Below are 25,256 nucleotides of genomic sequence, written 5' to 3' on the forward strand. Positions count from 1 at the left end.
GTTCTTCGCAGTTGCAGCGCATTTTCCAGAAACGCCTGCCAGTCGATTGTGTCAATCCCGGGATGAGTGCGAGGACTCGTCATCGGCCGGGAATGCCGCTGATCCGGGCAGCTCGGCCAACAGCAGATCGCGCGCGGCATTGGCTTCCTGCATGGCTGCGGTCGAACCGCCGCGGTCAGGATGCACCAGCGCAGTCAGACGGCGATGTGCAGCGATGATCTCGTCACGCCCGGCACCGGCCTCGACCCCCAGCAGCTTGCGCGCGCGAAAAACCGCCTGAGAGCGGGTTGTAGAGGGGCGCAGGAATTCCCACGGCCATTTGCCAAAGGCCCAACGGCTGAAGAGGCATAGCGCCGCGACAAGGACGACCACGCGCATCATGACGCGAGTTCGAGTTCACCCTGCTCGCGGTTGAATTCCGGCAAGCTCAGCGCCTTGACCAGAGCGCGCAATTCCTGCCGGGCGACAAGGTGGCTGGTGCCAAGCTCGCCGAGATGCCCCTTGTCGAGCAACGTGAGGCCCGAAGGGAACAGCTCGCGATAGATCACCCGTTCGCTGAGACCCTGCGTCACCCGGAAGCCGACCCGCTTGGCCATCTCGGTCAACGCCTTCTGCAAGCGCGCCTGATTGCGTGCCTCGACATGGCCCGTGCGGTTCCTGACCACGATCCAGTCCATCTCGGGACGCTGCTGTTCGATCGTCATGCGGCTGCGCTTCATCCGCGCTTCCCATATCAGTTCGGCAAAGAAGGACAGCTTCTTGACCTTGAATGTTTCGGCATCGACCTGCCCGATCAGGTCGAAGTCCACAAAGCTGTCGTTCATCGGCGTGACCAGGGTATCGGCGTGTTCAACCGCAGTCCTGGCAAAGGGATCGTCGCGGCCCGGATTGTCGATGATCAGGAAATCGCTGTTTGCCTCGAGGCGGCGGATCTGGCCGAGCAGATCGCCGGTGCTGTTGCCGCGGAACACTTCGCAGTCCGGTGTCGGCAAGGTCAGGCCGCGCTTTTCCAGCGTGCCGAGCCGGTTCTCGATATAGCGGTGCATTGTGCGTTGGCGCGGGTCGAGATCGATCGCGGCCACGCGTGCGCCGAGATAGGACAGGGCCACCGCGACATGAACCGCAGTGGTCGATTTGCCTGTGCCGCCCTTCTCGTTGGCGAACACAATCCGATGTGCCTGCCCCTTGCGCAGTAGCCGTCCTGCCAGAAGTTGATCGGAAGGTTGGGCGGAAGGCATCGGCAGGTCTCTCGGGGTCGATGAATTCTGCTAACGGCAGATTGGGCCGCAGGCGGCTTGAAATGGGACAGCTTGCACCGCTAGGGCGCATCCTCTGCTCTATCCTTGGAGGCCAACGGGTGCAAACGGTCAAGGCTTTGCAAATGTTGAGAACCGCTTTGGCACAATTGCGGGCCGAGGGCGAAGCCGGTGGTGCGACCATCGCACTGGTGCCAACCATGGGCGCGCTGCACGAGGGCCACCTGACATTGGTGCGCCGCGCACGCGAAGAGGCCGATCACGTCGTGGCATCAATCTTCGTCAACCCGAAGCAGTTCGGACCGAACGAGGATCTCGACGCCTATCCCCGCCAGCTGGCGGCTGATGCGGCGATGCTGGAGGCCGAGGGCGTGGCACTGTTGTGGGCGCCGACGGTCGACGAAATGTATCCTGCAGGATTTGCCTCCAACGTCAGCGTCGCAGGCGTGAGCGAGGGTCTGTGCGGCGCGGCCCGACCTGGCCATTTCGATGGGGTGGCGACAGTCGTATGCAAGCTCTTCAATCAGGTGCAGCCCGACTTCGCTCTGTTCGGCGAGAAGGATTTTCAGCAACTTGCGGTAATCCGGGCGATGGCACGCGATCTCGATCTGACCCGACCCCATGTCGACAATATCATTGGCGTTCCCACTGTGCGCGAGGCGGATGGGCTCGCCATGAGCAGCCGGAATCGCTACCTCTCGCCAGACCACCGCGTGGCAGCCGCGGCTCTGCCCCGTACAATGCAGGAGGCAATTGCGGCGATCGAGAGCGGTGCGGAAGTGGCTGGGGCACTGGACAGCCTGCGGGTCGATCTGCTGGCTGCTGGGTTTTCAGGCGTGGATTACGCTGCGCTCGCCGACAGTCGCTCGCTTGCTCCGCTTGATGCGCTGGGACAAACCCCCGCACGGTTGCTGGTCGCGGCGCGGATCGGCGGCACACGGCTGATTGACAATATGGCTGTGAACAACGCCAGCTGATACCGCAGCTTATTGACGCACAGCCGCCATCGGTGGCATGGGCGCGGCGTAACGCGTGAGCGGGTATAGCTTAGTGGTAAAGCTCCAGCCTTCCAAGCTGGCTATGCGGGTTCGATTCCCGCTACCCGCTCCATTCCCCTTAGATCCTGCTGGCCCGGCAGTTTTTACATCTGTTTACTCTGCTTCGAGCGGACACCTCGCCTAGGCGCTATTCGACCGGCGGAGCAACGAGGCGGGTGGGGAATGGTTGAAATCGGCAAGCACGGCTATCGCCTGACGCGGCAAAGTGTCCGACGCCTGATTGTCGGCACAGGTGGCCTTCTCGTCACCGGTTGTTTCGCGCTTGCCTTTGCCCTTTCCGGAAGTGCAGGGTAGCGACAAATAGCGGGGCGCACGGGTGGCCAGGATTGCAATCTCAAGACATTGCCGCGTGCTCGCGGGGACGATTGCAGCCACCTGCCTGCTGTCAACGGCTCCTGCCAGCGCCGACGATCCCGATTATGTCGAACACTCCCTGAAGCCTGGTGAATCTCCCTACACGCTGGCGCGCGATTACCTCGTTTCGTCCCGGCATCACGTAGCGATCATCCAGATCAACCGCATCCGCGATGCGCGCCGTATCCCGGTGGGTTCGATCATTCGCCTCCCCAGAGACCTGATGGCCTACCGCCCCGCCGGTCTCCGGGTGGAAGCTTTCGCGGGCCAAGTGACGATCAACGGCCAGTCCGCAGCGCGCGGAATGGCGGTTCCGGAAGGCGCGGCGATCCGAACCGGCGGCAATGGATTTGTCTCGCTGCGCAGCAGTGACGGTTCCGTGCTGACCATGCCGACCAACACCCATGCCAGGCTGGTACGAGCGCGGATTTACCGCCTCGATGATCTCAAGGACATCGAATTCAGAGTGCTGTCGGGCCGCGGCGAAGCGCAGGTTCCGGGCCTGCGCCCTCGCGAGAGATACCGGATCGGCACCCCGTCAACCGTCAGCGCCGTACGCGGCACAGTCTTCCGTGTGGGATATGCCGATCAGGGCGACAGATCGGTTGTCGAGGTGGTTGAAGGCGCCGTTGCGACTGCGGCCGGCGGACAGGAGGCTTTGACCAGCGCCGGGTTTGGCCTTGCGGCGAGTGCGGGCGGCGTGGGACAGCAGGAACAGCTGCAGCCGCCGCCGGAGATCGTTGCACCCGGTGCGATCCAGACGCAGGCGGGCGTTGCATTTGCCATGGCACTGCCGCCAGCTGCCGTCGGCGCGCGCACCCAGATCGCCCGCGATGCCGGTTTCACCGACATTATCGGCGAACAAATCAGCGCTGGAGGGGAGGCCGCCACCTTCTCCGACATCGACGATGGACGCTATTTCGTCCGAGCCCGTGCCATCAGCGCGAGCGGCATCGAAGGCAATACGGAAGTCTATTCATTCCGTCGCAAGCGGCTGGGCGCAGAAGCTGGCACGCAGCCTTCGGGCAAAGAAGACGGATACCGCTTCGTCTGGCTGCCGGATGGCGAGGGCGAGACAACCTATGCCTTCCAGCTTTGGGACAGAGGCCGACCCAGCCACCTGATTGTCGACGAAACCGCGATCGACCGGCAAGGGATTGTCATATCCGACCTGAAGCCCGGCGCTTACGAATGGCGCGTGGCCGCGATACAGATCGACGAGGAGGGGCTGCTTCAGGTATGGGGACCGGTACAGCGCCTCAACGTGACCGAATAGCAGGCTGGCGGCGCCGGGTCGGAGCGGATTGATGTGGAACCAGCGGCGTCTGGCACTGGAATGGCTGCTGCTCCTCGCCGCAGGTCTGGCGCTGGCCTGGCTCGCTGCGCAGGGCGATCTGACACGCCGCTTCAACTTTGCGATCCTTGATTTCTCCGCGTCACTCGCCAGCAATCAACCTGCGCAAGACATCGCCATTGTCGCGATCGACCAGCGCAGTCTCGCCAAGGTCGGGGAATGGCCATGGCGGCGTTCGACCCATGCCAGACTGATCGACAATCTCCGCATGGCCGGCGCCAAGGTCGTGCTGTTCGATGTCCTGTTCTTGGAGGCGGGTGATCCCCAGGATGATGCACAGCTGGCGGAGGCCATTGCGCGTCACGGCAAGGTGGTGCTGCCCTTCGGCTTCGCGCAGAAGCTAAACCAGTCCGACGGCGTCGAACCAGCCTATCCCCTTCCGGAAATGCGCAAAGCCGCTGCCGCTATGGGTCATGTCGAAGCGGCGCCTGATGAAGATGGAGTGTTGCGGCGGTTCGCGCTGGAATTGCAGGTCGAAGGGCATTCCTTTCCGCACTTCGTGCAGGCGGCGCTTCCCCTGCTTGGTGCAGAGCCAAAAGCGATGGCGTTGGCACCGCAGGAGTCATGGCCGGTGGTCCCGTTCAACGCAGCCAGTTCGTATCCGACCATTCCTGCCTACGCCGTCCTCGACGGGACAGTCCCGAAAGAACTTCTGGAAGGCCGCACCATCCTGGTCGGCGCGACCGCTCAGGGAATGAGCGACACACATTCCGTGCCGGCACGGAGTATTGCGGTGATGGCCGGCGTGGAGACACAGGCAAATCTGATCGATGCTCTGCGCTCGGACAAGCTGATCAGGGATTTGCCGCTGCCGTGGTCCATTGCGCTCGCATGGATCGTCCTTTACATCCAGTTTCTTGGCTTCTGGAAACTCTCGGCAAGGGCAGGCTTCGTGCTTTCGGTCGGGCTCGTTGCAGGCACGGCTTTGATCAGCATCGGGCTCGTACCCTTGGCGCGGATATGGGTGGCGCCGGGGGCCGCTCTGCTGCTGGTGGCGGTGGCCTATCCGATGTGGAGCTGGCGCCGTCTAACCGTGGTATCGGACTATCTCTCTTTGGAGGCCAGGCGTCTCATGAGCGCCACCGGCGGAACCGCAAACGCCAGCGGGTTCGACATCGTCGCACAGCAAGTGAACCAGCTGCGCCACTTGATCGGAGAGGTCAGTGGCGCACTGCTGTTCGTTCGCAGCGCCATCGAGGCCTCCCCTGATGCAATCCTGGTTACCGACAAGGACAACCGTGTTGTGCTGTCCAACAAGGCCGCGCGCCGCCTGTTCAGCAACACGACCGACCTCGACGGACAAAGCCTGGCCGATCTGTATCTCAACCAGACCCTTGCGGTAGATGGCGACAATGCCGAAATCGCCCTGCGCGATGGCCGTGCATTCCTGTTTGCCACCGCACCGCTGGCGGGCATGAACCAGGCGGGCGAAGCCAATCAGATCATCGCCTTTCGCGACATTACCCAGATGCGCCGCAGACAGCGCGAAAACGACGAACTGATCGAATTCCTGTCGCACGACATGCGATCGCCGCAAGTAGCGATCATGGCGCTCACGCTGGGAATTGAGGCCGACAATGCGGACATCGCGAAGCGTATCCGCGATCAGGCCGAACTGACGCTGGGATTGGCTGACGGCTTTGTGCAACTTGCGCGTCTGCGCGAAACTCGCGCTGATTTCGAAAGCCATGATCTGGCATTCCTGCTTCACGAGGCCGTCGATCAGGCCTACGCATTGGCCGCAAGCAAGGGCATCAGTCTACAGCGTGACATTCCCGACGAGCCAGTCTTCGTCGAGATTGACCGCAGCCAGATCGCGCGCATGGCGTCGAACTTGATCGGCAATGCGGTGAAATTCACCCAGAACGGTGGCACGGTTGGTGTGCAACTGGCTCTGCGGGATGGCTCGGAAGCACTCATCACTGTGATCGACAATGGGCCGGGGCTTTCCAGAGAACGGATGCGCGATCCATTTACCCGCTTCGGGCCACGTTCGGATACAGAAGAACTGAGTGCCGGTCTTGGCCTCGCATTTGTGAAGCGCGTCATCGATGGCCACAAAGGGCAGGTCGAAGCAAAGTCCAACCCTGGCGGTGGGACAATTTTCGAAGTCCATCTGCCATGCGTTCAACAGAAGTCGAAGGGGCGCAAACCTCGCCAACAGGGCATGATGATCAGCGCGCCGCAGCCATGACAAGAGCGCGGGCCAGACCATCAATATCCGCGTTCGTGAAATTGCACCCGTCGACTTCAGCAACCCCGCGATAGATCATCGTCTTTTCATCACGCGAATAAAGCGCCAGCGTGGCCCTGAGCCGTTCCCCCTTGCAGGACTGAAAGCTGCGCTTGCGTGCCGGTGCCGATATCCAATCGGTTTCAGATTTTCCCGCGTCCCCGACCGGACTGCCATCGGCAGTGCCGATCGATCTCTCTCGCCGGGCGAAGCCGAACAGCGCAGTGACCCGGGCTTGGTCGCTGACGACATGCCCACGCTCTGCAAAAGCGTCTGCCAGCGAGGCGGCAAAGCGCACAGCCTGTTCGTTGTCAGCTGGAACAGTCCCGATCGAAACCGACGCCATGGCAGGAAGGCCTGGCCCCTGCCTGTCCAGCCGGAGATCCTTGCTGATCGCACAGCCCGCCAGCAGAGGAACCGCAAGGAGGGTGAACTTTGCCAGCGCTGATCCCGGCACACGACCCTCACTAATCGTTGACATGGCGCGACAAGCGATAACCGAAGCCGAAAACCGTTTGAATGACATAGCGATTTTCCGGACAGAGTTTGAGCTTAGATCTGATACGCGAGACGTGCACATCGAGAGTTCGGGTCTCGACCCCGGCCGCTGCGCTCCAGACCTGTGACAAGAGGTAGCTGCGCGACAACGGGCGATCGAGGTTGTCGAACAGCAGGGCAGCGAGCTGGAATTCCTTCTGCGTCAAAGTGATGGCCTGCCCGTGCAGCGCAATCATCTGGGTCGCAGGCTCGATCCGGTAGCCATCGAACTGCACGATTTCGGCCTTGCCCAGCCGGGAACGCTCACGGATGGCAGCCATGATCCGGGCATGCAGAACCGCCATGTTGGCGGGCTTCACGATGTAATCGCGCGCGCCCGCTTCCAGCCCGGTGACGATATCGGCCTCGCCTGATCGGCTGGTCATCATCAGGAAGGGCGGCGGGTTCAGCAATGTTCCGGTTGCCCATTGGATCGTTTCAATCCCGGTTTCGCCGGGCATGTTCCAATCAATCAAGACCGCATCGAAGGTATCACGTGCAAGCGCCGATCGTAATGCCGCGCCGCTGCTGAAGGCGTCGACTGACAGGCCTCTCGCTGAGAGTTCGGTCGCGAGATGCCGCGCAATTTCCTGATCATCATCGACAATGGCTATTCTCATGAGGGGGCGAACAGCAGTTTGCCGCAAAGGCGTCAAGCGCCCTACCCTGAGGTCTCATGCGGCTGGCGAGCCAAGTTCGATGCCCGCAAGCGGTCTCGTCGCGCAATACCACTGATAGAGAAAAGACTTTTGGCAATCGCCGCGTAGTGAGCGATGATTTCTCAAATTTACAATAATTTACAATCTCGACCCCGTGCTCGGCGTATCAGCTCTTGCAGAGATTGATCCGTTTGGCCGCGCTAACTCGACGGAGGTGTATCAGCAAACAAAATGACGCTGCCTTTCCGCTCTCCTTGCGCTGAGCGCAGAGGCGGTAATGCCAGAGGGATATACTGAACGAAAGTTTCGGTCACACCGCGCGTAGCGCGGGTGGCTGTCCGCAAGAGAGCTGACCACCTGACCGCAAGAGCCGTGCACACACTCAAAGCGGTCACAGCGCATCGATGGCATATTCGAACGCTGGCCCTTCAGGGTCGCAAGGTGGGTCGCTTTCCCCGCATGGCACGCTGCATCGAACATCACACAGCGTGCCATGCGGGCCTTGCGCCTTAAGCCAAGGCGAGAAGGCGGATCAGAATGTCTGGATCAAACTCTATTCAGACAGATTGGGCAACGCCGGGAGAAGCCGCTCCGCAAGGGCTCTGGCTGCGGCGCGTGTGGCAGTGCGGTCCGCTGCATCGGCAACCTCATACGTATAGGCCGGGATGGCATAGGCGGCGTGAAACCAGTTCTTCGCCGTGCCGCTGCCCGGATTGGCGTCGCGCGGTTCAAGCGTAAAGGAATAGCCGGGAACGGCATTTTCCTGCCCGCCCAGCCAGGCCGCCAGAAACCGCGTCTGTGCCGGGCTTGCCTCAGTCTCACCCTGAACATAGAACAGGTTGCGACCGGTCGAGTGGAAATCCACCATCAACACCGGACGCACACCCTTGGGCAAGGCATCGAGCCAGGCCTTGACCGCCTGCGTTTCCGGCTGGGTGAAGCCGCCCCAGTCGCGGTTGAGATCCACCGCCCCGCGGTTGGCGCGCCAATGGCCGCGCACCACCCCATCGGGATTGAGCATCGGTGCCACCATGACCTGTACATCGCCCAGATCGTCAACCCGCTTGGCGAGAGTATCGACAAAGGTCTCCATCGCGATTGCACCGGTGACCTCGGGCGGATGCTGACGGCCCAGCAGGATTACGAGCCTTGGCGCATCCTCGCGGCCAAAGCGGATCGCCCTGATCGCGCGGCCATCATGTGAGCGGCCGAGCGTGAACACTGCCCCCCCTGTCATCGCGCTCCACCGCGCCAAGCTGGCTTCAGCATCGGCAGGCGTAACGATTTCCTGCGCCGCTACGAGCCCCCTGCCACCAGGCAGTCGCAACAATGCGCCTGAACCATTGTCGGCAGGTTCCGTCGGCACTTCGCGCCATTCACCTTCCTCGCTGCGCAACTTTGGCGCATAACGGTGCCGCCCCCCCTGATAGCGCAGCGTCACATTGACAGGCGCGCTGCCATCGGCCTCGTAACGGAACGCATACCAAGGGCTGGGATTGATCGGCGGGCCGTGTTCCGGCGTCACCAGCAGAGTAAAGGCGCGTTCGCCGGTAATGGCACAAGCCGAAGCCGGAGCGCTGTCAAAATCAAAGGCAAGGACAACCGAAGTGGTGCGGCACGTCGCACCTTTCACCAAGTCGCCGGAAGCCTGCGGGGGAAGGGCTGACGGAGGCGGCGGGGTCGCAGCGCACGCCCCCGTCAGCACCAGCAAGGCGGCCCACAGGTTTCGCGAGGCAATTCCCATGGGCCGCATCTTGTCAGAAGGTCTTGCGCACTTCGACCCGGAACACCCGCCCACGCGGCGAATGCAGAGCACTGAAGAAACCATAGGTCTCATCCGCCAAGGGCGGCTGCCGGTCGAGCAGGTTGTTCACCCCAAGCCGAATACGGGTACCATCCAGAGGGCTGTCCTTGCCGAAGGTGTAGGTAACCGCCGTGTTCAAGGTCAGGAAATCGCCCACGCGATAGAAGTTCGCATTGGGATCATCCGACACGATCGGCACGTCGCGGCTCACGCTCGTGTTCCACACCTCGCCGACATACTGGGCAAACAGGCCAAGGTCGAGCGGGCCGCTGCCCCAGTTGACCGCGCCGCTGAAACGCCATTTCGGCCGTCCGTCGAGTTCGAGCAGTTGGCCAAGGCCTTCAACCCGCACTTCAGGTGGCAGCGCCCCGCTGGCCACAGCGTCGAGCAGCAACTGTCCGTCGGTCCCGGCTGACTGGACAAAACCCGAAAGCCGGGCAGCGTTGAAGCGCAGGCGGAACTTGCCGATGCCGAAATCAGGGACATTGTAGGCGAGGCCGAAGTCCCAGCCCTTCGAAACGCGGCTGTCGAGGTTGAGATAGGGGTCAAGCACCTGAATGATCTCGCCCGCCGCTGCCAGACTGGTGCCGTTGAACAGCTCGATCAGCTCCGGCGTAGGCGCCGCACGGATCACAGCAGGGTTGAAGCTGCCGTTCTGACGCAGCAGCAGGTCAACCGCGATTGCGTTGTCATCACCGAAGGTTCCGACCAGACCGGTCTGCTTCACGCGCCAGTAGTCCGCCGTCAAGGTCAGGCCGGGAACGAACTTCGGCTCGAGCACGATGCCAAGGTTGATGCTTTCGCTTTCCTCAGGCTCGAGCTGGTCGGTGCCCGAACGGAAGCTTATAACGCCCTCACCCGCACACACGCCGAGGTTGGTGATCAGGCCCTTTTCCAGCTCTGCCTGACAGCGGACGAAATCGTCTCGGGTGTTCGACCGGGTGGTGCCTGCATCATTGACCTGCACAAGGTTCGGCGCACGGAAGCCGCGCGACCATGCACCGCGCACCATCAGGCCCGGCACCACGCTCCACGACGCAGCCGCGCGCGGAACGATGGCGGTTTCGTTGATGTCCTTGAAGTGTTCCATCCGGCCCGCCAGCTGGAGGTTCAGCGAGTTGATCAGCGGGATCTGCATGTCCTCGCTCACCAGCGGGACAAAGGTTTCGACAAAGGCCGAATAGACCTGACGAGCGCCGTTGGTGTCGGGTGAGGGGCTGGTGCCCATCACGTCGCTGCCGTCGAACACGCCCCGGACGCTGTCGGTCCAGGTGATCGTGCCGTCAAGCCGGGGGTCGCGATCATCGAAGAAGGTCTCCCGCCGCCACTCGATCCCGGCCGCAACCCCGACATCGCCGCCGGGCAGCTTGAAGAGGTCGCTGCGGCTGACCTTGAAGTCTGCCAGGGCCAGACTGGTGCCGCCCTTGCGGAACACACTGATGATGAACGGATCAATTGCGCTTTGCGGATTGGGGGTGCAATCGCCGTTGCCCGGATCATCGAGGCAGCCGCCATTGAAGGGGTTGTAGGCATTGGGGGTCGACTGGTTGACTGCTTCCTGGAACAGGGTGAGCGAGACGCGGTTGCCTTCAAGATCGGTGGTCCGGGCCTCGGAATAGACAAAGCCGGTGTCAAAATCCCACGACCCGAAATTGCCGCGAAGGCCCGCGACAAAGCGGTAGGAATCCTTGTCGACATCGACCGTGCGGTTGCCCGCATCGACAAAGCGATAACGCTCCATGACCAGATCCGCGCCGCCGGCAGCGATGGTCGTGCCGGGCAGGCGGTTGGGGTTGGGGGTACCATCCGGGAAGGTCACCGGACCAAACGGGTTCCAGTAGGCATTGCGTGAAATCCCGACCGGCACCGCGCTCAGGACAGCAGCAGGGGTGATGTTGCGGCTGCTCTCGGAACGGTAATAGGTGGCCTCAAAATAACCTTCGAGGCTGTTGCTGAATTCGTAGTTGAGCAAAGCCGCCGCATTGATGCGGGTCTTTTCGCTGATCAGCGTGGTGCCGAAGGCGCGGTTGTAACGCACATCGACCGCCGGGGTCGCGCCGTTGCGGGCGCATACGCCATCACCGAAATCCAGACGACAGCCGGTGAAGGTGTTGGGCTGGAGATAGAACTGCGTGGCCCGGATCGGCGTTGCATTGGCCGGCGCGAGAATACGGAATTGGCCGAAGGGGCCGAAAGTATTGCGATTGTTGAACTGCGTGTCGCCTTCAAAATCGGTACCCACGAGCAGCGCACGCTTGTCATCATCGGCGGAATAGGGGCGCTCGGATGATTGCATCCCGTTTTCGTAGAAATAGCCGCCATAAACGGTCAGGTTGGCCCGGCCGCCCGCGAAATCGAAGCCATAACCGCCATTGATCTGCGTGCTGTAAAGGCCGGTGCCGTCCGAATTGCGGTATTCGCCTTCCACAAAGCCGCCCCTGCGGTTGCCCCGCAGCACCGTGTTGACCACGCCTGCGACCGCATCCGCGCCATAGATGGCCGAGGCACCGTCACGCAGCACCTCAAGTCGCCGGACGCTGCCCGGTGCGATTTCATTGGTGTCGGGGCTGACCACCGGCACCAGCAGTTCGGTCTGGAAACCCGGATTCAGAACCATGCGACGCCCGTTGATAAGCAGCAGGGTGTTGCCCGTGCCAAGATCGCGCAGGTTGATCGAGGCCGCATCGCCGCGGGCGTTGTTCGAGGTGACGTCGTTCTGTTCGTTGAAGGCAACGCCGCCCGCCTGCGGAATGGCACGGAACAGTTCATCGCCCGAGGTTGCCGCGATATTCTGGATATCGACCTCGTCGACCACCGTAACCGGCAGCACATCGTTGATCTTGGCGCCCTGAATCTGGGTGCCGGTCACGACAATCTCGCGCTCGGGCTCGGCGACCGGTGCGGGCGTGGTCACATCCGCATCCTGTGCAAAGGCGTTGGTTGCGGAAGCGGCAATGATGCTGCCGCCGCACATCAGGACGAGCCTGCTGAGCCTGTTGATGGACATTCTTATTCTCCCCGTTTTTCGATGATTTTGATTGACTGCGCCCAGTGCTCGAACAGCGTCGGCCATTGGCTGATGACCTGATCGGGCTTGCCCAGACCCCAGCCGTGTCCGCCGTCGCGGAACAGATGCAGTTCCGCGTTCGCCCCGGCGGCGATCAGAGTCTGAAACAGAAGGATGCCGTGTCCCGGCGGCGTGATGGTGTCGTCGGCGGCGGCAAAAATGATGGTCGGCGGTGCCGCACGGCTCACGTGGGTATCGAGCGACCATGCCGTCTCGGCCTTTACGGTCGCCTTGTCACCCACGATTTCGCGCCGCGTCCGGGTGGTGTCATAGGGCTTGCGCAGGGTCACCACCGGGAACAGCAAAACCGCGAAATCGGGTCGTGCAGAAACGCTCTCGTAACGATCAGCCCCGGCGTAAAGAGCGCGCTCCGGCTGATAGGCCGTGAACCCGGCAAGATGGCCTCCGGCCGAAAAGCCCATGATCCCGATCTTGCCGGGATCGACCCTGAATTCTGCCGCACGGGTGCGGATAATCTTCATCGCCCGCTGTGCATCCATGAAGGGCACAGTAGAATCCCAGCCATCATTCGGCAGGCGGTAGATCAGCTCGAACACCGTGAAGCCCTGCGCAGCGAGCCATTCGGCGGCAGGCGTGCTTTCCTTCCAGAGCTGGATACGGAAATAGCCACCGCCACCCGCCACCAGCACAGCCGCTCCATTGGGCGTGGTCGGACGGAAAACACGCATCCTCGGGGTTGAGACATTCCAGACAGCGCCGAAAGCGCCGCCCTTGTCGCCCACCACCTCTGGCCCGGTGATCTTGCCATTGCCCGGCGGGTTGCCCGGCCACAGCAGGATTTCCTCTCGTGTGGGAGGCTCGGCCGCCGCAAGCGGCGAGACCGGGGCAGCACCAATGAGAACTGCCAGCAGCGCGACCAGCGACAGCAGATGGCGGTGGGCGATCATGGGGTCTTCTCCAGCACCTTGGCGAGCTTTTCGCTCACCGGTCCGCTGCGTTCGTGCCGTTCGATATCTTCCTCGGGGAGCGGCAGCGGGTTGCCGGACAGCGCAGCGTTAAGCCGCTCGCGGTCAAGCGCGCCCTCCCAGGCCGCGACGATGATGGTCGCAACCGCATTGCCGATGAAGTTGGTCAGCGCACGACATTCGCTCATGAAGCGGTCTATCCCGAGGATCAGCGCCATGCCCGCCACCGGCACGCTCGGAACCACCGAAAGCGTAGCGGCGAGGATGACGAAGCCCGATCCGGTCACTCCGGCCGCACCCTTGGAACTGATCATGGCGACCAACACCAGTGTCAACTGCTCGGCAAGCGACAGCTCCACACCGACCGCCTGCGCGATGAACAGCGCGGCGAGCGTCATGTAGATGTTGGTGCCATCGAGATTGAAGGAATAGCCCGTAGGCACCACCAGACCGACCACCGCCTTGCGGCAGCCGGCGGCTTCCATTTTTTCCATCAGGCTCGGCAGGGCAGCTTCGGAGGACGATGTGCCAAGCACCAGCAGCAATTCCTCACGCAGATAGCGGATCAGGGCGAAGATCGAGAACCCGCCCGCCCAGCCGACCAGGCCCAGGACCACCAGCACGAACAGCAGCGAGGTGAGGTAGAAAGTGCCGATCAATGCAGCGAGATTGGCAAGGCTGCCGATGCCGAATTCGCCGATGGTGAAAGCCATCGCCCCGAACGCCCCGATCGGAGCGAGCTTCATCAACATGTGGACGAGTTTGAATACCACTTCGCTGAAAGAGGCGAGCACATCGGTCACCAGATCGCTGACCGGGCGGGTCGCTGAAATCGCCACCCCGGCAAGGATCGCCACCAGCAGCACCTGCAGGATCTGACCATCGGTAGCCGCGCTGAACAGCGTTTCGGGAATGATATTCAACAGAAAGCCGGTGATCGTCTGTGCTTCTGCCTTGTTGGCAAAATCGGCGACCGCGGCAGTGTCGAGCGTGGCGGGGTCAATATTCAGTCCGTCACCGGGGCGGACCACATTGCCCACGACCAGGCCGATGATTAACGCCAGGGTCGAAAAGGTCAGGAAATAGGCGAAGGCTTTGCCCGCCACGTTGCCGACGGCCTTCAGGTCGCTCATTCCGGCGATCCCTGTGGCGACCGTCAGAAAAATCACCGGAGCGATGATCATCTTGACCAGTTTGATGAAGCCGTCGCCCAGCGGCTTGAGCGCAGTGCCGAATTCAGGCGCAAGGTGGCCGATGGTCGCACCCAAGGCGATCGCCACCAGCACCTGCACATAGAGCTGCCGGTACAATGGCTTTTTCGCCGGCGGCGGGGTGTTTCCCGTCGTAATGGCAATATGCGAACCCATTGGTCGCTGGCTCCCCCGGCGTTTTGTCACTCTCCGCGCGCAAGGATCGGGGAGACTGTCGCGGACTACAAGAAAATCGCCGCACTTGCGGCGATTCATAGAAATCAGTCTGTTACTCCGAGAGAATCGATCTTTTGTGCGAAAATCCGCACGATTTTCTTGCGCCCTGTGCGAAAAGACGCACATGGCAGCGCATGGAAAGCAAGGCGAGCACAATGCAAGGCAGGCTCGGACGGTGGTATCTGGCGGCAATAGGGCTGACGGCAGTCGCTTTGCTGGCGGGCCTGGCCATGCTCGGGCTTGATCGGGCCATGCGGGTGAATGCGCTGGCTGAAACACGCGCTGCCGCCACCAGCCGGGCCGAAATTCTGGCTGCGGGCCTTGAAAGCGAGCTCAACAAGTTCACGCTCGTACCGCGCGTGCTGGCGGGCGATCCCGAGGTGGCGAAGCTGCTCGCCGGGGAAAACGCAGTGCGCGCTGTGCTCAACCGTCGTCTCGCCGTCCTCGCGCAGCAGACCAATGCAGCAGCGATCTATCTGATGGACGCCAAAGGCATGACGCTGGCGTCGAGCAATTGGGACCGGCCAGACAGCTTCATCGGATCGGATTACGGCTTTCGCGACTACTTCCGCGGGGCGCTGCGCAATGGCACGGCCACCGAATTCGCCCTCGGCACGGTCAGCCGCAGGCCCGGGCTGTATCTTGCAGAACGGGTAGGGCCGCAGCAACGACCTCTCGGGGTTGTGGCAGTCAAGGTCGAATTCGACAGTCTCGAGCGCAAGTGGAGCGACGCCGAGGATGGGGTCTTCGTGACCGATGTTGAGGGGATCGTGCTGCTGGCGAGCAATCCCGATTGGCGTTTCCGCGCCTCGGCAGGTGACGCGAAACAGGCACAAGCGCGCGATCCTGCGCGCGATGCGATGCGCTTCGGGGTCCGGGACATCGCACCTTTCGAGGTGCCGGCCCGTGGTGAGGCCGCTTCGCCAGTGCGGATGATAGAAAAGATCCAGCCGATTGCACCAACTGGATGGGAGCTGCACCTGCTTGCCGACCCCTCTCAGCGGTTGTCGGTTGCGCTTGCCAATGGCCGACTGGCTGGCGTGACCGTTCTGGCATTGCTCATACTTGCGGGAGCGGGCGCGTGGGTACTGCGCCGCCAGCGACAGGCACGCGCTGCCGCCGAAGTCGCCGCGCAGACAGCCACCTTGCGCGAACAGCTGCAACAGGCCAACCGGCTCGCCACCCTGGGCCAGATCACTGCAGGGCTTGGCCATGAAATCCGCCAGCCGCTTGCCGCCATGCAGGTGTATGCCGAAAGCGGTGAACGCCTGCTGGCTGCCGCGCGCCACGCCGAAGCGGCGGAAAACTTCGGCAAGATCGCAGGTCTCGCCAGTCGCATTGGCGAGATTACCGCCGAACAGCTCCAGTTCAGCCGCCGCTCCTCCGAAGAACCGCGCGACGTGACCCTTGCCGAGGTGATCGACGGCTCGTTGCTGCTGCTGCGCGACCAGTTGCGGCACAAGGACCTGACGCTTGAACGCCCTGCCCCCGACGCGGCAGCCACCACCGTGCGCGCGCGGCATGTCCAGCTTGAACAGGTGCTCGTCAATCTGCTCCAGAATGCGGCACAGGCCTGCAACCATGGTGGCAGCATTGCGCTTGCCATTACAGCGGCGAATGGCACCGTTCGCCTCTGCGTGACCGATAGCGGGCCGGGGGTCGCGCCTTGGCTGCGCGACACTCTGTTCCAGCCCTTCGTGACATCGAAGTCCGATGGAATTGGCCTTGGTCTGGCGATCGCCCGCGACATCATGCGCCAGCTTGGCGGGGATCTTGTCCATGAAGACACGCCAACAGGAGCCCGCTTTGTCATGGTGATGCCTGCGACATGAAGACAACCCCGCCCATGCCGCTGCAAATCGCACTGGTCGAGGATGATCCGGCCCTGCGCGATGCGACGATGCAGGCCCTCAGGCTGGAAGGGGCCGAGGTGGTGGCCTTCCCGGATGCGCGCTCGGCGCTCGGCTGGCTCACCGTCGATTACCCTGGGGTGGTCGTCAGCGATGTGCGGATGCCCGGAATCGACGGCCTCGCCTTTTTCGCCTCACTGCGCGAGATCGACCCGGAACTGCCCGTGATCCTCACGACCGGCCACGGCGACATTGCGATGGCCGTTGCAGCAATGAAGAACGGCGCGGCCGACTTCCTTACCAAGCCCTATGCCTCCGCCGATCTTGTCCGTGCGGTGCGGCTCGCCAGCGAACGACGCGCACTGGCACTTGAGAACCGGCGGCTGCGCGAGGAAGCAGGACGGAGTGCCGGGAGCGCCATTCCCGGAGCCTCGGCCGCGGCAGAGCGGCTGCGCTCGGTGATCGAAGGTGTCGCGCCATCGGAAATCGATGTCGTCCTCACCGGCCCGGCCGGCACCGGCAAGAGCCATGCCGCACGCGCGATCCACGATCTCAGCCCGCGCCGCGGCCGCCCCTTCGTGACCGTCGATGCCGGTGTGCTCGCGCACGAGGACGCCGAACTGCTGCTGTTCGGGCGCGACCCGGGGGCAGGTTCTGGTGGTGCAGGCCTATCGCGTACCGGTCTTGCCGAACGTGCCAATGGCGGGACGCTATTCCTCGACGAGATCGAAGCTGCTGGCCCGGTGCTGACGGCGAGGCTCCTGTCGTTGGTGGAAAAGCGCCAGGTGTTGCCAATCGGGGCAGACCGGCCACGGCGGCTCAACATCCGCATCATCATCGCGCGCCACCCCGTCGATCCGGCTGCTGGCGCCCAATCGGCTCGCGATCCATTGTGGCACAGGCTGGGCGCGGTGCAGATCGCCTTCCCCCCGCTCAGCCAGCGCCGCGAGGACGTGCCTGAGCTGTTCCGCCTATTCGTCTCGCGCCACGCCCGCGCGCTTAATCTTCCCGCTCCGACCATCGGCGAGCGGCAATGGCACCATGTCCTGTCGCACGAATGGCCGGGCAATCTCCACGAACTGAGCGGCTATGCCCGTGCCTTCGTGCTGGGATTGGCCGATCTCGATGCACCTGCTACACAGCTCGACGGGCAGCGATCGCTCCAGCAGGTGGTCGCAGATTTCGAACGCACTGTGCTGGAAGATGCGCTGCGCCGATGCCGCGGCGACATCGCGCGCGTACAGGAAATGCTGCAAACCCCGCGCAAGACGATCTACGACAAGCTTGCGCGGTACGATCTCAAACCGGCGCACTTCCGCTAGCCATCGCCAGTCGCTAGGGACAAAGGGAATAGGGCTGAGAGGAACAAGCATGATGGCGCAACACTGGCTCGCTGTGGCGGCAGCCGCACTGGCATGGAGCGCACCTGCGATTGCCGACAACCCGGACAGCCAGAGCCGCGAAACTGCCATCGCGCAGCAACTGCCCGATGCGATGCGCGCACAGCTGGACCTGGAATATGACCGGGTGATCGCGGAGCTGGTCCGGATCACCGAAACCCCGGCCCCGCCGTTCAAGGAGGCCGAACGCGCCGCCCTGTTCGCCGCGATGCTGCGCGACGCGGGTCTTGACGATGTCACCATCGATGCAGAAGGCAATGTGCTGGGCTTGCGTCCCGGGCGCGAAGAAGGGCCGGTCTTCGTCGTCTCTGCCCACCTTGACACGGTGTTCCCCGAGGGCACGCCGATCACTGTGCGCCGTGAGGGTGAGCGTCTGTATGCTCCGGGGATCGGGGATGACAGCCTGGGACTTGCCTCGATCCTTGCGTGGGTGAGGGTGCTGGACGCCGCGCAGGTCAGGACCCGGCATCCGGTGCTGTTTGTCGGCACGGTCGGTGAAGAAGGGCCGGGCGATCTGCGCGGCGTACGGCACCTGTTCACGCAAGGCGCATACAAGGGACGGATTGGCGCGTTCCTTTCGATCGACAACACCAGCGCTGGCCGGATTGTCCATGCAGCGGTCGGATCACGTCGCTATCGGCTCGCCTTCCGCGGGCCGGGTGGCCACAGCTATGGCGCCTTCGGCATCGTCAATCCGATGGCCGCAATGGCGGAGGCAGTGCGCGGGCTTTACGCCGTGCAAGTCCCCAGCGAACCGCGCACCACCTATGCGGCCAGCGTCGTCAGCGGCGGCACATCGGTGAATTCGATTCCGGCGGAAATCCTGCTCGAAATCGACCTGCGCTCGCGGGATCCCGAAGCGCTGGCGCAGCTTGAAACACAGATGCTGGCCGCAGCCCGCACCGCTGTCGATCAGGAGAATGCGGCACGTTCGACCAGGACAGGCGCGATAACGCTCGATGCACAGATGACAGGAGACCGGCCTGCCGGGATGACCCCGGAAGATCACCCGCTTGTGACCCGCGCAGTGGCTGCGGCGCAGGCCTTTGGTTTCAAGACGCGGCTTGATGCATCCTCGACCGACGCCAATATTCCGATGAGCCTCGGCATCCCGGCCCTGACCATCGGTTCGGGCGCGGGAGGCGGGCGCACCCACAGCGTCGACGAATATCTCAACATCGACCGGGAGCGCTTCGTAGCGGGACTTTCGGTCGGACTGGCCGTAATCATGGCGCAAGCCGAAGGGCAAGCAGCGCAGTGAACATTCGCGCGCTCAGTCGCCGATAAAATCCCCTGGCGTGCCTTCATGCGGGGCTTCGTACGTCGCCCATTCGCCATCCGGCGCAGGTGGTGGCAAGGGCGCACCTGCCGGGCTGATCGTCTCGCCCGCCTCGCCCAACCGCATGCGATGCAGGTGAACCTTGGCGATCATGTTGGCTGAGATAGGGGCGGTGACGAACAGAAACACCGAAATAAGCAGCTCATGGGTGGTCCACACCCCCAGTTCAAGCTGGAACCAGGCAACCGAACCGACCAGCAGCGCGCCTAGGCCCAGCGTGGTCGCCTTGGTCGGGCCGTGAAGGCGCTCCATCAGCGAAGGCAGGCGCACCAGTCCCCAGCTGCCGACCAGCGCAAACACGCCGCCCACCACGATCAACAGACTGACAAGCAGTTCGGCAAAGGACACATCTCCAATCATTCGATGATGTCTCCCCGCAACAGGAACTTGGCATAGGCTACGGTTCCGACAAATCCGACCATCGCCAGCAGCAATGCCGCCTCGAACGAAGTACCGCTGGCATCGTCAATGCCCGTCAGAACGATCAACCCAATGACATTGATCACCATCGTGTCGAGGGCGAGGATGCGGTCGCCCACACCCGGCCCCTTGAACAACCGCCACAAGTTCATCGCCAGCGCCACGCCAAGCGCCACAAAACCGAAGGTCACCGCATATTCTATCATGCGAAAATCTCCTTCAGCCGGGCTTCGTAGCGTGCCTTGACCTTGCCGATCTCGGCCGCCGGATCGGGTGCGTGGAGCGCATGAACGAGAAGATACTTACCGCAGGCGGAGACATCTGCGGAAACCGTGCCGGGCGTAAGACTGATCGTGCCGGCGAACACGGTAATCGCCTCGGGCGTGGTCAGATCTAGCGGGATTGCCAGCCAGGCGGGGCGCAAGGCGTGATTAGGCTTGAACAGGATGATCGCCGCAACCTGGAAATTCGCGACGATGATGTCCCACAGCACGATACCCAGATAGCCGAAGGCAGGAAAATAACGCACCTGCGGTCGCCCCGGCCACCACGGCGCAGTGAACAGCGGCACGAGAAAACCGAACACCAACCCAAGGAACAGCGCGCCAAAGCTGACGTCGTTGACCATCACCACCCACATGGCCACCAGCAGGATGGAAAGACCGGGATGCGGCAACAGACGACTCATGGCGCGGCCTCCGTCAACACGGCGGCGGCAGCTTGTGCGGGATCAAGAACCTGCGCAGCAGCGGCCTCGGCATAGGCGCTCACCCGGCCAGCGGCGATAGAAAGCGCCGCCAGCAATGCCAGAGCAAGGGCAGGGGCAGCCAGATCGCGGCGAAGGGCCGGGATGAGCGGCGCGTCGCAGGCTTCGCCAGTCTTCCAGAACACGGCGCTGCCGACCCGGGCAAAGCCGATCACGCCGATCAGCGTGGTGACGAGGATCACGCCCCAGGCCCAGCCCCAATGGGGCAAAGGTGCCACCGATTTAAGGATCATCAGCTTGCCAATGAAGCCCGACAGTGGCGGCAAACCACTTGCGGCGATTGCGGCAGCCATGAACATCAGCGCGATGCCGCCGCGTCCGACAAAGGCGGGGCCGGGGCTCGCGCTGTCGGCAAAGGCACCGCGGCGCCGCGCCGTCACATCTGCAACCAGGAACAGCGCTGCGGCCGCGATGGTCGAGTGGACAAGGTAGAAGAGCGCCGCACCAAGGCTGTCCTCACGCCAACCAGCCACCGCAATCAGAAGCGTTCCCGTCGAACCGATCACGGCATAAGACGCCTGTTCCGACATGCTGCGGGCCACGAACACGCCCGCAAAGCCGATCACGGCGCTCACCATTGCCGCCGGAAACAGCCATGGCGCAGGAACCCACGCCGCCGCACCGGCACCCTCGCCGAACACCTGCGGCACAACCCGGATCAAGGAATAAACTCCGACTTTGGTCATGATTGCGAACAGCGCCGCAACCGCCGGTGTGGACACCGCATAGGTACGCGGCAGCCACAGGTGGAGCGGCGCGACGGCTGCTTTCAAGGCAAACACGCTCACCAGCAGCAGCCCAGCAATCCGCAGCATCCCCTGATCCGCAGGCGCAACTGCTGCCACCCTCAGCCCCATGTCGGCCATGTTGAGCGTACCTGTGAGCGCGTAGAGCATCCCCAGTGCGATCAGAAACACCGACGAGCCGACCAGATTGACCACGACATATTGCAACCCGGCCTTCAGCCGCGCCGGCCCCTGACCGTGCAGCATCAGGCCATAGGAAGCTATCAGCAGCACTTCGAAAAACACAAAAAGATTGAACAGGTCTCCGGTCAGGAAGGCGCCGTTCAGTCCCATCAACTGGAACTGGAACAACGGGTGGAAGTGCCAGCCCTTGCGATCAGCGCGGGTGACAACAGCATGTATCAGCGCAATCAGTGCCAGCAGCGATGTCAGCACCAGCATCATCGCTGCGAGGCGATCGGCAACCAACGCGATACCAAACGGCGCAGGCCATGCCCCGACGGCATAGGCAAGAACCGTCCCGTCCGCGACTTGTGCCAAGATTGTCAGAGCCGTCGCCAGCAATGCGAGGCAGGACACTATCGCAATCGCGATGCCCAATCGCCGCCGCCGCCGCATCACCAAGAGCGCGAAAGGTGCCGCCAGCGCGGGGATCACGACCGGCAAGATCGGCAGATGCGTGGCGAGGCTCATGCCGCGTCCTCCCCCGTCTCGACCGCATGGGAGGTGACATCAGACGCCCCGTCCTGTGTGTCGCAAGGCACCGTATCGCCATCGACATGATCGCTGCCGCTTTCAAGGAAGCTGCGCAGGGCAAGGATCACGACAAAGGCGGTCATGCCGAAGGTGATGACGATCGCGGTCAGCACCAGCGCCTGGGGCAGGGGATCGGCATAGTCGCTCACGGCCTTTTCCCAGATCGGCGGCTTGCCGATCGTGAGCCTGCCCGACGCGAACAGGAACAGGTTCACCGCATAGGAGACCAGGGTCAGGCCCAGCACCACCTGAAATGTGCGCGCGCGCAGGGCGAGGAATATCCCGCCTGCCACCAGCACGCCAATGGCGCTTGCCACCAGGAATTCGTAGGTCATGGCGCGCCGCCCTCCCCACGCTCAGCGGCGACCTTGGCAGCATGAGCGCGGGCCGCACGCTGGGCGACGTGGCTCAATTGCGCCAGCGCCAGCATGACCGCGCCGAACACGGTCAGGAACACCCCGACATCGAACAGCATGGCGCTGGCAAGCTCGAACTTGCCGATCAGCGGCAGGCTGAAATAGTCGAACCATGACTTGAGGAAAGGCTGACCCAGCACCATCGCACCAAGCCCGGTCGCCATCGCCGCCAGCACGCCCCATGCGATGAGCTTGTGCTCGCCAAATCGCTTGCGTGCGTTTGACCAGTCATAGCCCGCGGCGAGATATTGCACGAGGAAAGCAATCGCCACCACCAATGCCGCGATGAACCCGCCGCCGGGCTGGTTATGGCCGCGCAGGAACAGGAAGATGCCGACAGTCAGCGTCAGCGGCAGGATGATCCGGCTTGCGGCGACCAGCATCATGGGATGCCGCTCCGGCGAGTGGGCGGTATCTTCACGCCATGCCCTCAGCCGCGCGCCCGCCGCACCCACCGCAGCCGTATCGAGCAGCGCAAAGATGCCGAGCCCGGCAATACCCAGCACGATGATCTCACCCAGCGTGTCGAAGGCGCGGAAATCGACGAGGATAACATTGACGACGTTGGTGCCGCCGCCGCCGGGCTTAGCATTGGCAAGGTGATAGGCGGCGATAGTCGCGCCCGGATCACGGGTCAGCATCGCCCAGGCGATTCCGCCGACCAGCACACCGCCGGTGACTGCAAGCGCACCATCACGCCACTTGCGCGGGGCCGAGGACAACAACGGCGGGGCCTTGGGCAAGAGATTGAGCGCCAGCAACAGCAGCAGGATCGTCACCACCTCGACCGAAATCTGGGTCAGCGCCAGATCGGGAGCAGAGAAGCGCGCAAAGGCGAGACTTATGATGAGCCCGATAACACTGATGTAGATCAGCACCCGGAAGCGATTGCGCGCATCATTGACCACCGCCGCCGTCGCCGCGATCAGCAGCGCCCAGGCAATGACCGCCGGTGGGGGCGCCGGCAGGCCTGCGCGGCTTCCGGTGAACATGCCTCCGCCTGCAACAGCACCATCGATCACCAGCAGCACGATCACCGCAAAAGCCGCGAACAGCATGTTCTGGAGCGAGGGCGTGTGGGTAGCGACCACCGCCTTGCGCACCCAGGTGTCGGCAAAGGCCAGCGCGGCTTCGAACATGCGCTTGGCATCGGGGAGCCCCGCGCGCTCCCAGGCGGCGAGCAGCGGCTTGTGTTGCCACAGCAGCAAGACCCCGCCCGCGACAGCGGCAAGGCTGAGGATCAGCGCGAGATTGATCCCGTGCCACAAGGCAAGCTCGAACGCGGGCACGCCCGCGCCCGTCACCACGCCTGTCACCGCTCCCACCAGCGGCGCGGCAAGGGCCATCGGGATAAGGCCCAGCAGCACCGCCAGCACGGTCAGCAGCGCCGGCGCGCCCCACATTCCGGCCGAAGGATCATGCGCGCGGGCGAACGGCTCCGGCTCGCGCGGCTTGCCGAAGAACAGGTGGATCGCCAGCCGCAGCGAATAGCCGACCGAAAAGGTTGCGCCGATCGTCGCCAGAACCGGTAGCAGCCAGGGCAGGCCAAACAACGCCAGCTTGGGTGTTTCGTAGAGCATCAGCTCCTTCGAGATGAACCCGCCCAGCGGCGGCAGGCCCGCCATCGATGCGGCGGCAAGCGTGGCGATCAATGCGGTGATCGGCATGGCCTTCGCCAGCCCGCCAAGGCGGCGTATGTCGCGCGTGCCACTCTCATGCTCGACGATGCCTGCACTCATGAACAAGGCAGCCTTGAACGCAGCGTGGTTCAAGATATGCAGCACCGCCGCCAACGCCGCAGCTTCAAGGCTGAAGCCGAGCAGCATCACGAGCATCCCCAGCTGCGAGATGGTGGAATAGGCAAGGATGCTTTTCAGGTCATGTCGGAACAGCGCCACCACGGCGCCGATGATCATGGTGGTCAGCCCGACGCTCGTCACGATCAGCGTGTAGGCCTCCGTCCCCGCCAGCACAGGCCACAACCGTGCGAGCAGAAACACGCCCGCCTTCACCATCGTCGCTGAATGGAGATAGGCGCTCACCGGGGTCGGCGCGGCCATCGCGTGAGGCAACCAGAAGTGAAACGGGAACTGCGCCGACTTGGTGAAGCAGCCAAGCAGGACAAGACCGAGGATCGCCGGATAGAGCGGCGATGCCTGCACATCCTCGCCGCGTGACAGGATCGTGGCCAGATCGAAAGAGCCCGCAGCAAGACCCAGCAGGATCATGCCCCCGATCAGCGCCAGCCCGCCACCGCCTGTCACCGCCAGCGCCATGCGCGCGCCCTGCCGTGCCTCAGGCTTGTGCTGCCAGAACCCGATTAGCAGGAAGGATGCGAGGCTGGTCATCTCCCAGAACACCAGCAGCAGCAACACGTTGCCGGCGATCACGATCCCGAGCATCGCGCCCTGAAACAGCATCAGGCTGGCGAAGAAGCGCCCGGTATCCTCACCCTTGTAGAGATAGAAATGGGCAAAGATCACCACCAAGAAACCGATCCCGAGGATCAGCCCGGCAAACATCCAACCCAACGGGTCGACCATCAGCGCAAGATCAAGACCCAGCGCAGGCACCCAAGCCCACGTCGCCGAGGGCACCGCGCCGCCGATTACAGGCGCGGCAAGTCCCGCAAGCAAAATGAGCCCACCCGCGCTCGCTCCGCCTGCTATGGCGGAATGCACACCGCGTCCGGCGCCGTGCAAGAGGCCGATCATCAGCGCGGCAAGAAAGGGCAGCGCGATCAGCAACAAGAGCGTCAAGGCATCAGCCATTGGCGGCCCCGGTTATCCTTTCTTGCGAAAATGCCATGCCCAAAGCGCCACTTGCGCCCGTTGCACGGGCCATAGACGAGAGGCTTATGGAAGCACAACCCGCTGCGCCGCAGATCG

General features: G+C 63.1%; 20 protein-coding genes and 1 tRNA gene. 7 read left to right on the forward strand and 14 right to left on the reverse strand.

Annotated elements, in window-relative coordinates; translation table 11 throughout:
* Positions 1-51: 51 nt before the first annotated feature.
* Together CHX26_RS00880 and CHX26_RS00885 are read right to left on the reverse strand one after the other, a co-directional pair.
* On the reverse strand, positions 52-381 hold the full coding sequence (locus CHX26_RS00880; RefSeq protein ID WP_104940746.1) for a J domain-containing protein: 330 nt from the start codon (positions 379-381) through the stop codon (positions 52-54).
* Complete coding sequence (locus tag CHX26_RS00885; RefSeq protein WP_104940747.1) at positions 378-1,238, reverse strand: division plane positioning ATPase MipZ; 861 nt, start codon at positions 1,236-1,238, stop codon at positions 378-380. The genes CHX26_RS00880 and CHX26_RS00885 overlap by 4 nt, the downstream gene beginning before the upstream one ends.
* Before the next feature lie 119 nt (positions 1,239-1,357).
* Between CHX26_RS00885 and panC the strand changes: the two genes are divergently transcribed.
* The 4 genes from panC (at position 1,358) to CHX26_RS00905 (ending at position 6,216) form a co-directional block, all read left to right on the forward strand.
* Positions 1,358-2,233, forward strand: coding sequence for a pantoate--beta-alanine ligase (gene panC / locus CHX26_RS00890; protein WP_104940748.1), 876 nt, complete (start codon positions 1,358-1,360; stop codon positions 2,231-2,233).
* Between the two features lie 59 nt (positions 2,234-2,292).
* Positions 2,293-2,366, forward strand: a tRNA-Gly gene (locus tag CHX26_RS00895).
* Positions 2,367-2,663: 297 nt separating this feature from the next.
* Positions 2,664-3,944: a FecR family protein gene (locus CHX26_RS00900; RefSeq protein ID WP_104940749.1), complete on the forward strand. Its 1,281-nt coding sequence runs from the start codon at positions 2,664-2,666 to the stop codon at positions 3,942-3,944.
* Between the two features lie 31 nt (positions 3,945-3,975).
* Complete coding sequence (locus CHX26_RS00905) at positions 3,976-6,216, forward strand: CHASE2 domain-containing protein (protein ID WP_104940750.1); 2,241 nt, start codon at positions 3,976-3,978, stop codon at positions 6,214-6,216.
* On the opposite strand, the gene CHX26_RS00910 is transcribed toward CHX26_RS00905, so the two are convergent.
* From CHX26_RS00910 to CHX26_RS00935, 6 genes are all read right to left on the reverse strand, one after another.
* Entirely contained in the window at positions 6,197-6,601 is a 405-nt protein-coding gene (locus CHX26_RS00910) for a hypothetical protein (RefSeq protein ID WP_146107616.1), read from the reverse strand. The genes CHX26_RS00905 and CHX26_RS00910 overlap by 20 nt on opposite strands.
* A 121-nt stretch (positions 6,602-6,722) precedes the next feature.
* Positions 6,723-7,412, reverse strand: coding sequence for a response regulator transcription factor (locus CHX26_RS00915; protein WP_104940752.1), 690 nt, complete (start codon positions 7,410-7,412; stop codon positions 6,723-6,725).
* 592 nt (positions 7,413-8,004) lie between these two features.
* Positions 8,005-9,195, reverse strand: a complete 1,191-nt coding sequence (locus CHX26_RS00920) for a M14 family metallopeptidase (protein WP_172449636.1) — start codon at positions 9,193-9,195, stop codon at positions 8,005-8,007.
* Between the two features lie 13 nt (positions 9,196-9,208).
* Positions 9,209-12,262 (reverse strand): TonB-dependent receptor domain-containing protein, encoded by a 3,054-nt coding sequence (locus CHX26_RS00925; protein ID WP_104940754.1) that lies wholly within the window; start codon positions 12,260-12,262, stop codon positions 9,209-9,211.
* Positions 12,263-12,264: 2 nt separating this feature from the next.
* Positions 12,265-13,230 (reverse strand): alpha/beta hydrolase, encoded by a 966-nt coding sequence (locus CHX26_RS00930; RefSeq protein ID WP_104940755.1) that lies wholly within the window; start codon positions 13,228-13,230, stop codon positions 12,265-12,267.
* Positions 13,227-14,615 carry a dicarboxylate/amino acid:cation symporter gene (locus tag CHX26_RS00935; protein ID WP_104940756.1) on the reverse strand — a complete coding sequence of 463 codons (1,389 nt, stop codon included), beginning with the start codon at positions 14,613-14,615 and terminating at the stop codon, positions 13,227-13,229. Before CHX26_RS00935 ends, CHX26_RS00930 begins: the two co-directional genes overlap by 4 nt.
* A gap of 215 nt (positions 14,616-14,830) precedes the next feature.
* Between CHX26_RS00935 and CHX26_RS00940 the strand changes: the two genes are divergently transcribed.
* From CHX26_RS00940 to CHX26_RS00950, 3 genes are read left to right on the forward strand one after another with little or no spacing between them, the layout of a single operon-like run.
* Positions 14,831-16,507 carry a sensor histidine kinase gene (locus tag CHX26_RS00940; protein WP_172449637.1) on the forward strand — a complete coding sequence of 559 codons (1,677 nt, stop codon included), beginning with the start codon at positions 14,831-14,833 and terminating at the stop codon, positions 16,505-16,507.
* A gap of 14 nt (positions 16,508-16,521) precedes the next feature.
* Complete coding sequence (locus CHX26_RS00945; RefSeq protein ID WP_233997215.1) at positions 16,522-17,847, forward strand: sigma-54-dependent transcriptional regulator; 1,326 nt, start codon at positions 16,522-16,524, stop codon at positions 17,845-17,847.
* Between the two features lie 49 nt (positions 17,848-17,896).
* Complete coding sequence (locus tag CHX26_RS00950; protein ID WP_104940759.1) at positions 17,897-19,186, forward strand: M20/M25/M40 family metallo-hydrolase; 1,290 nt, start codon at positions 17,897-17,899, stop codon at positions 19,184-19,186.
* Positions 19,187-19,198: 12 nt separating this feature from the next.
* Here the strand turns inward: CHX26_RS00950 and CHX26_RS00955 are convergent, their stop codons facing one another.
* The 6 genes from CHX26_RS00955 to CHX26_RS00980 are packed head-to-tail and all read right to left on the reverse strand — an operon-like array spanning position 19,199 to position 25,139.
* Positions 19,199-19,624, reverse strand: a complete 426-nt coding sequence (locus CHX26_RS00955; RefSeq protein WP_104940760.1) for a Na+/H+ antiporter subunit G — start codon at positions 19,622-19,624, stop codon at positions 19,199-19,201.
* On the reverse strand, positions 19,621-19,890 hold the full coding sequence (locus CHX26_RS00960; protein ID WP_104940761.1) for a K+/H+ antiporter subunit F: 270 nt from the start codon (positions 19,888-19,890) through the stop codon (positions 19,621-19,623). The genes CHX26_RS00955 and CHX26_RS00960 overlap by 4 nt, the downstream gene beginning before the upstream one ends.
* Positions 19,887-20,372, reverse strand: a complete 486-nt coding sequence (locus CHX26_RS00965; protein ID WP_104940762.1) for a Na+/H+ antiporter subunit E — start codon at positions 20,370-20,372, stop codon at positions 19,887-19,889. The genes CHX26_RS00960 and CHX26_RS00965 overlap by 4 nt, the downstream gene beginning before the upstream one ends.
* Positions 20,369-21,889, reverse strand: coding sequence for a monovalent cation/H+ antiporter subunit D (locus CHX26_RS00970; RefSeq protein ID WP_104940763.1), 1,521 nt, complete (start codon positions 21,887-21,889; stop codon positions 20,369-20,371). The genes CHX26_RS00965 and CHX26_RS00970 overlap by 4 nt, the downstream gene beginning before the upstream one ends.
* Positions 21,886-22,287 (reverse strand): Na+/H+ antiporter subunit C, encoded by a 402-nt coding sequence (locus tag CHX26_RS00975; RefSeq protein ID WP_104940764.1) that lies wholly within the window; start codon positions 22,285-22,287, stop codon positions 21,886-21,888. The genes CHX26_RS00970 and CHX26_RS00975 overlap by 4 nt, the downstream gene beginning before the upstream one ends.
* Complete coding sequence (locus CHX26_RS00980; RefSeq protein WP_104940765.1) at positions 22,284-25,139, reverse strand: monovalent cation/H+ antiporter subunit A; 2,856 nt, start codon at positions 25,137-25,139, stop codon at positions 22,284-22,286. Before CHX26_RS00980 ends, CHX26_RS00975 begins: the two co-directional genes overlap by 4 nt.
* Positions 25,140-25,256 lie beyond the last annotated feature (117 nt).

The sequence above is a fragment of the Porphyrobacter sp. HT-58-2 genome, from assembly GCF_002952215.1.
Taxonomy (GTDB): domain Bacteria; phylum Pseudomonadota; class Alphaproteobacteria; order Sphingomonadales; family Sphingomonadaceae; genus Erythrobacter.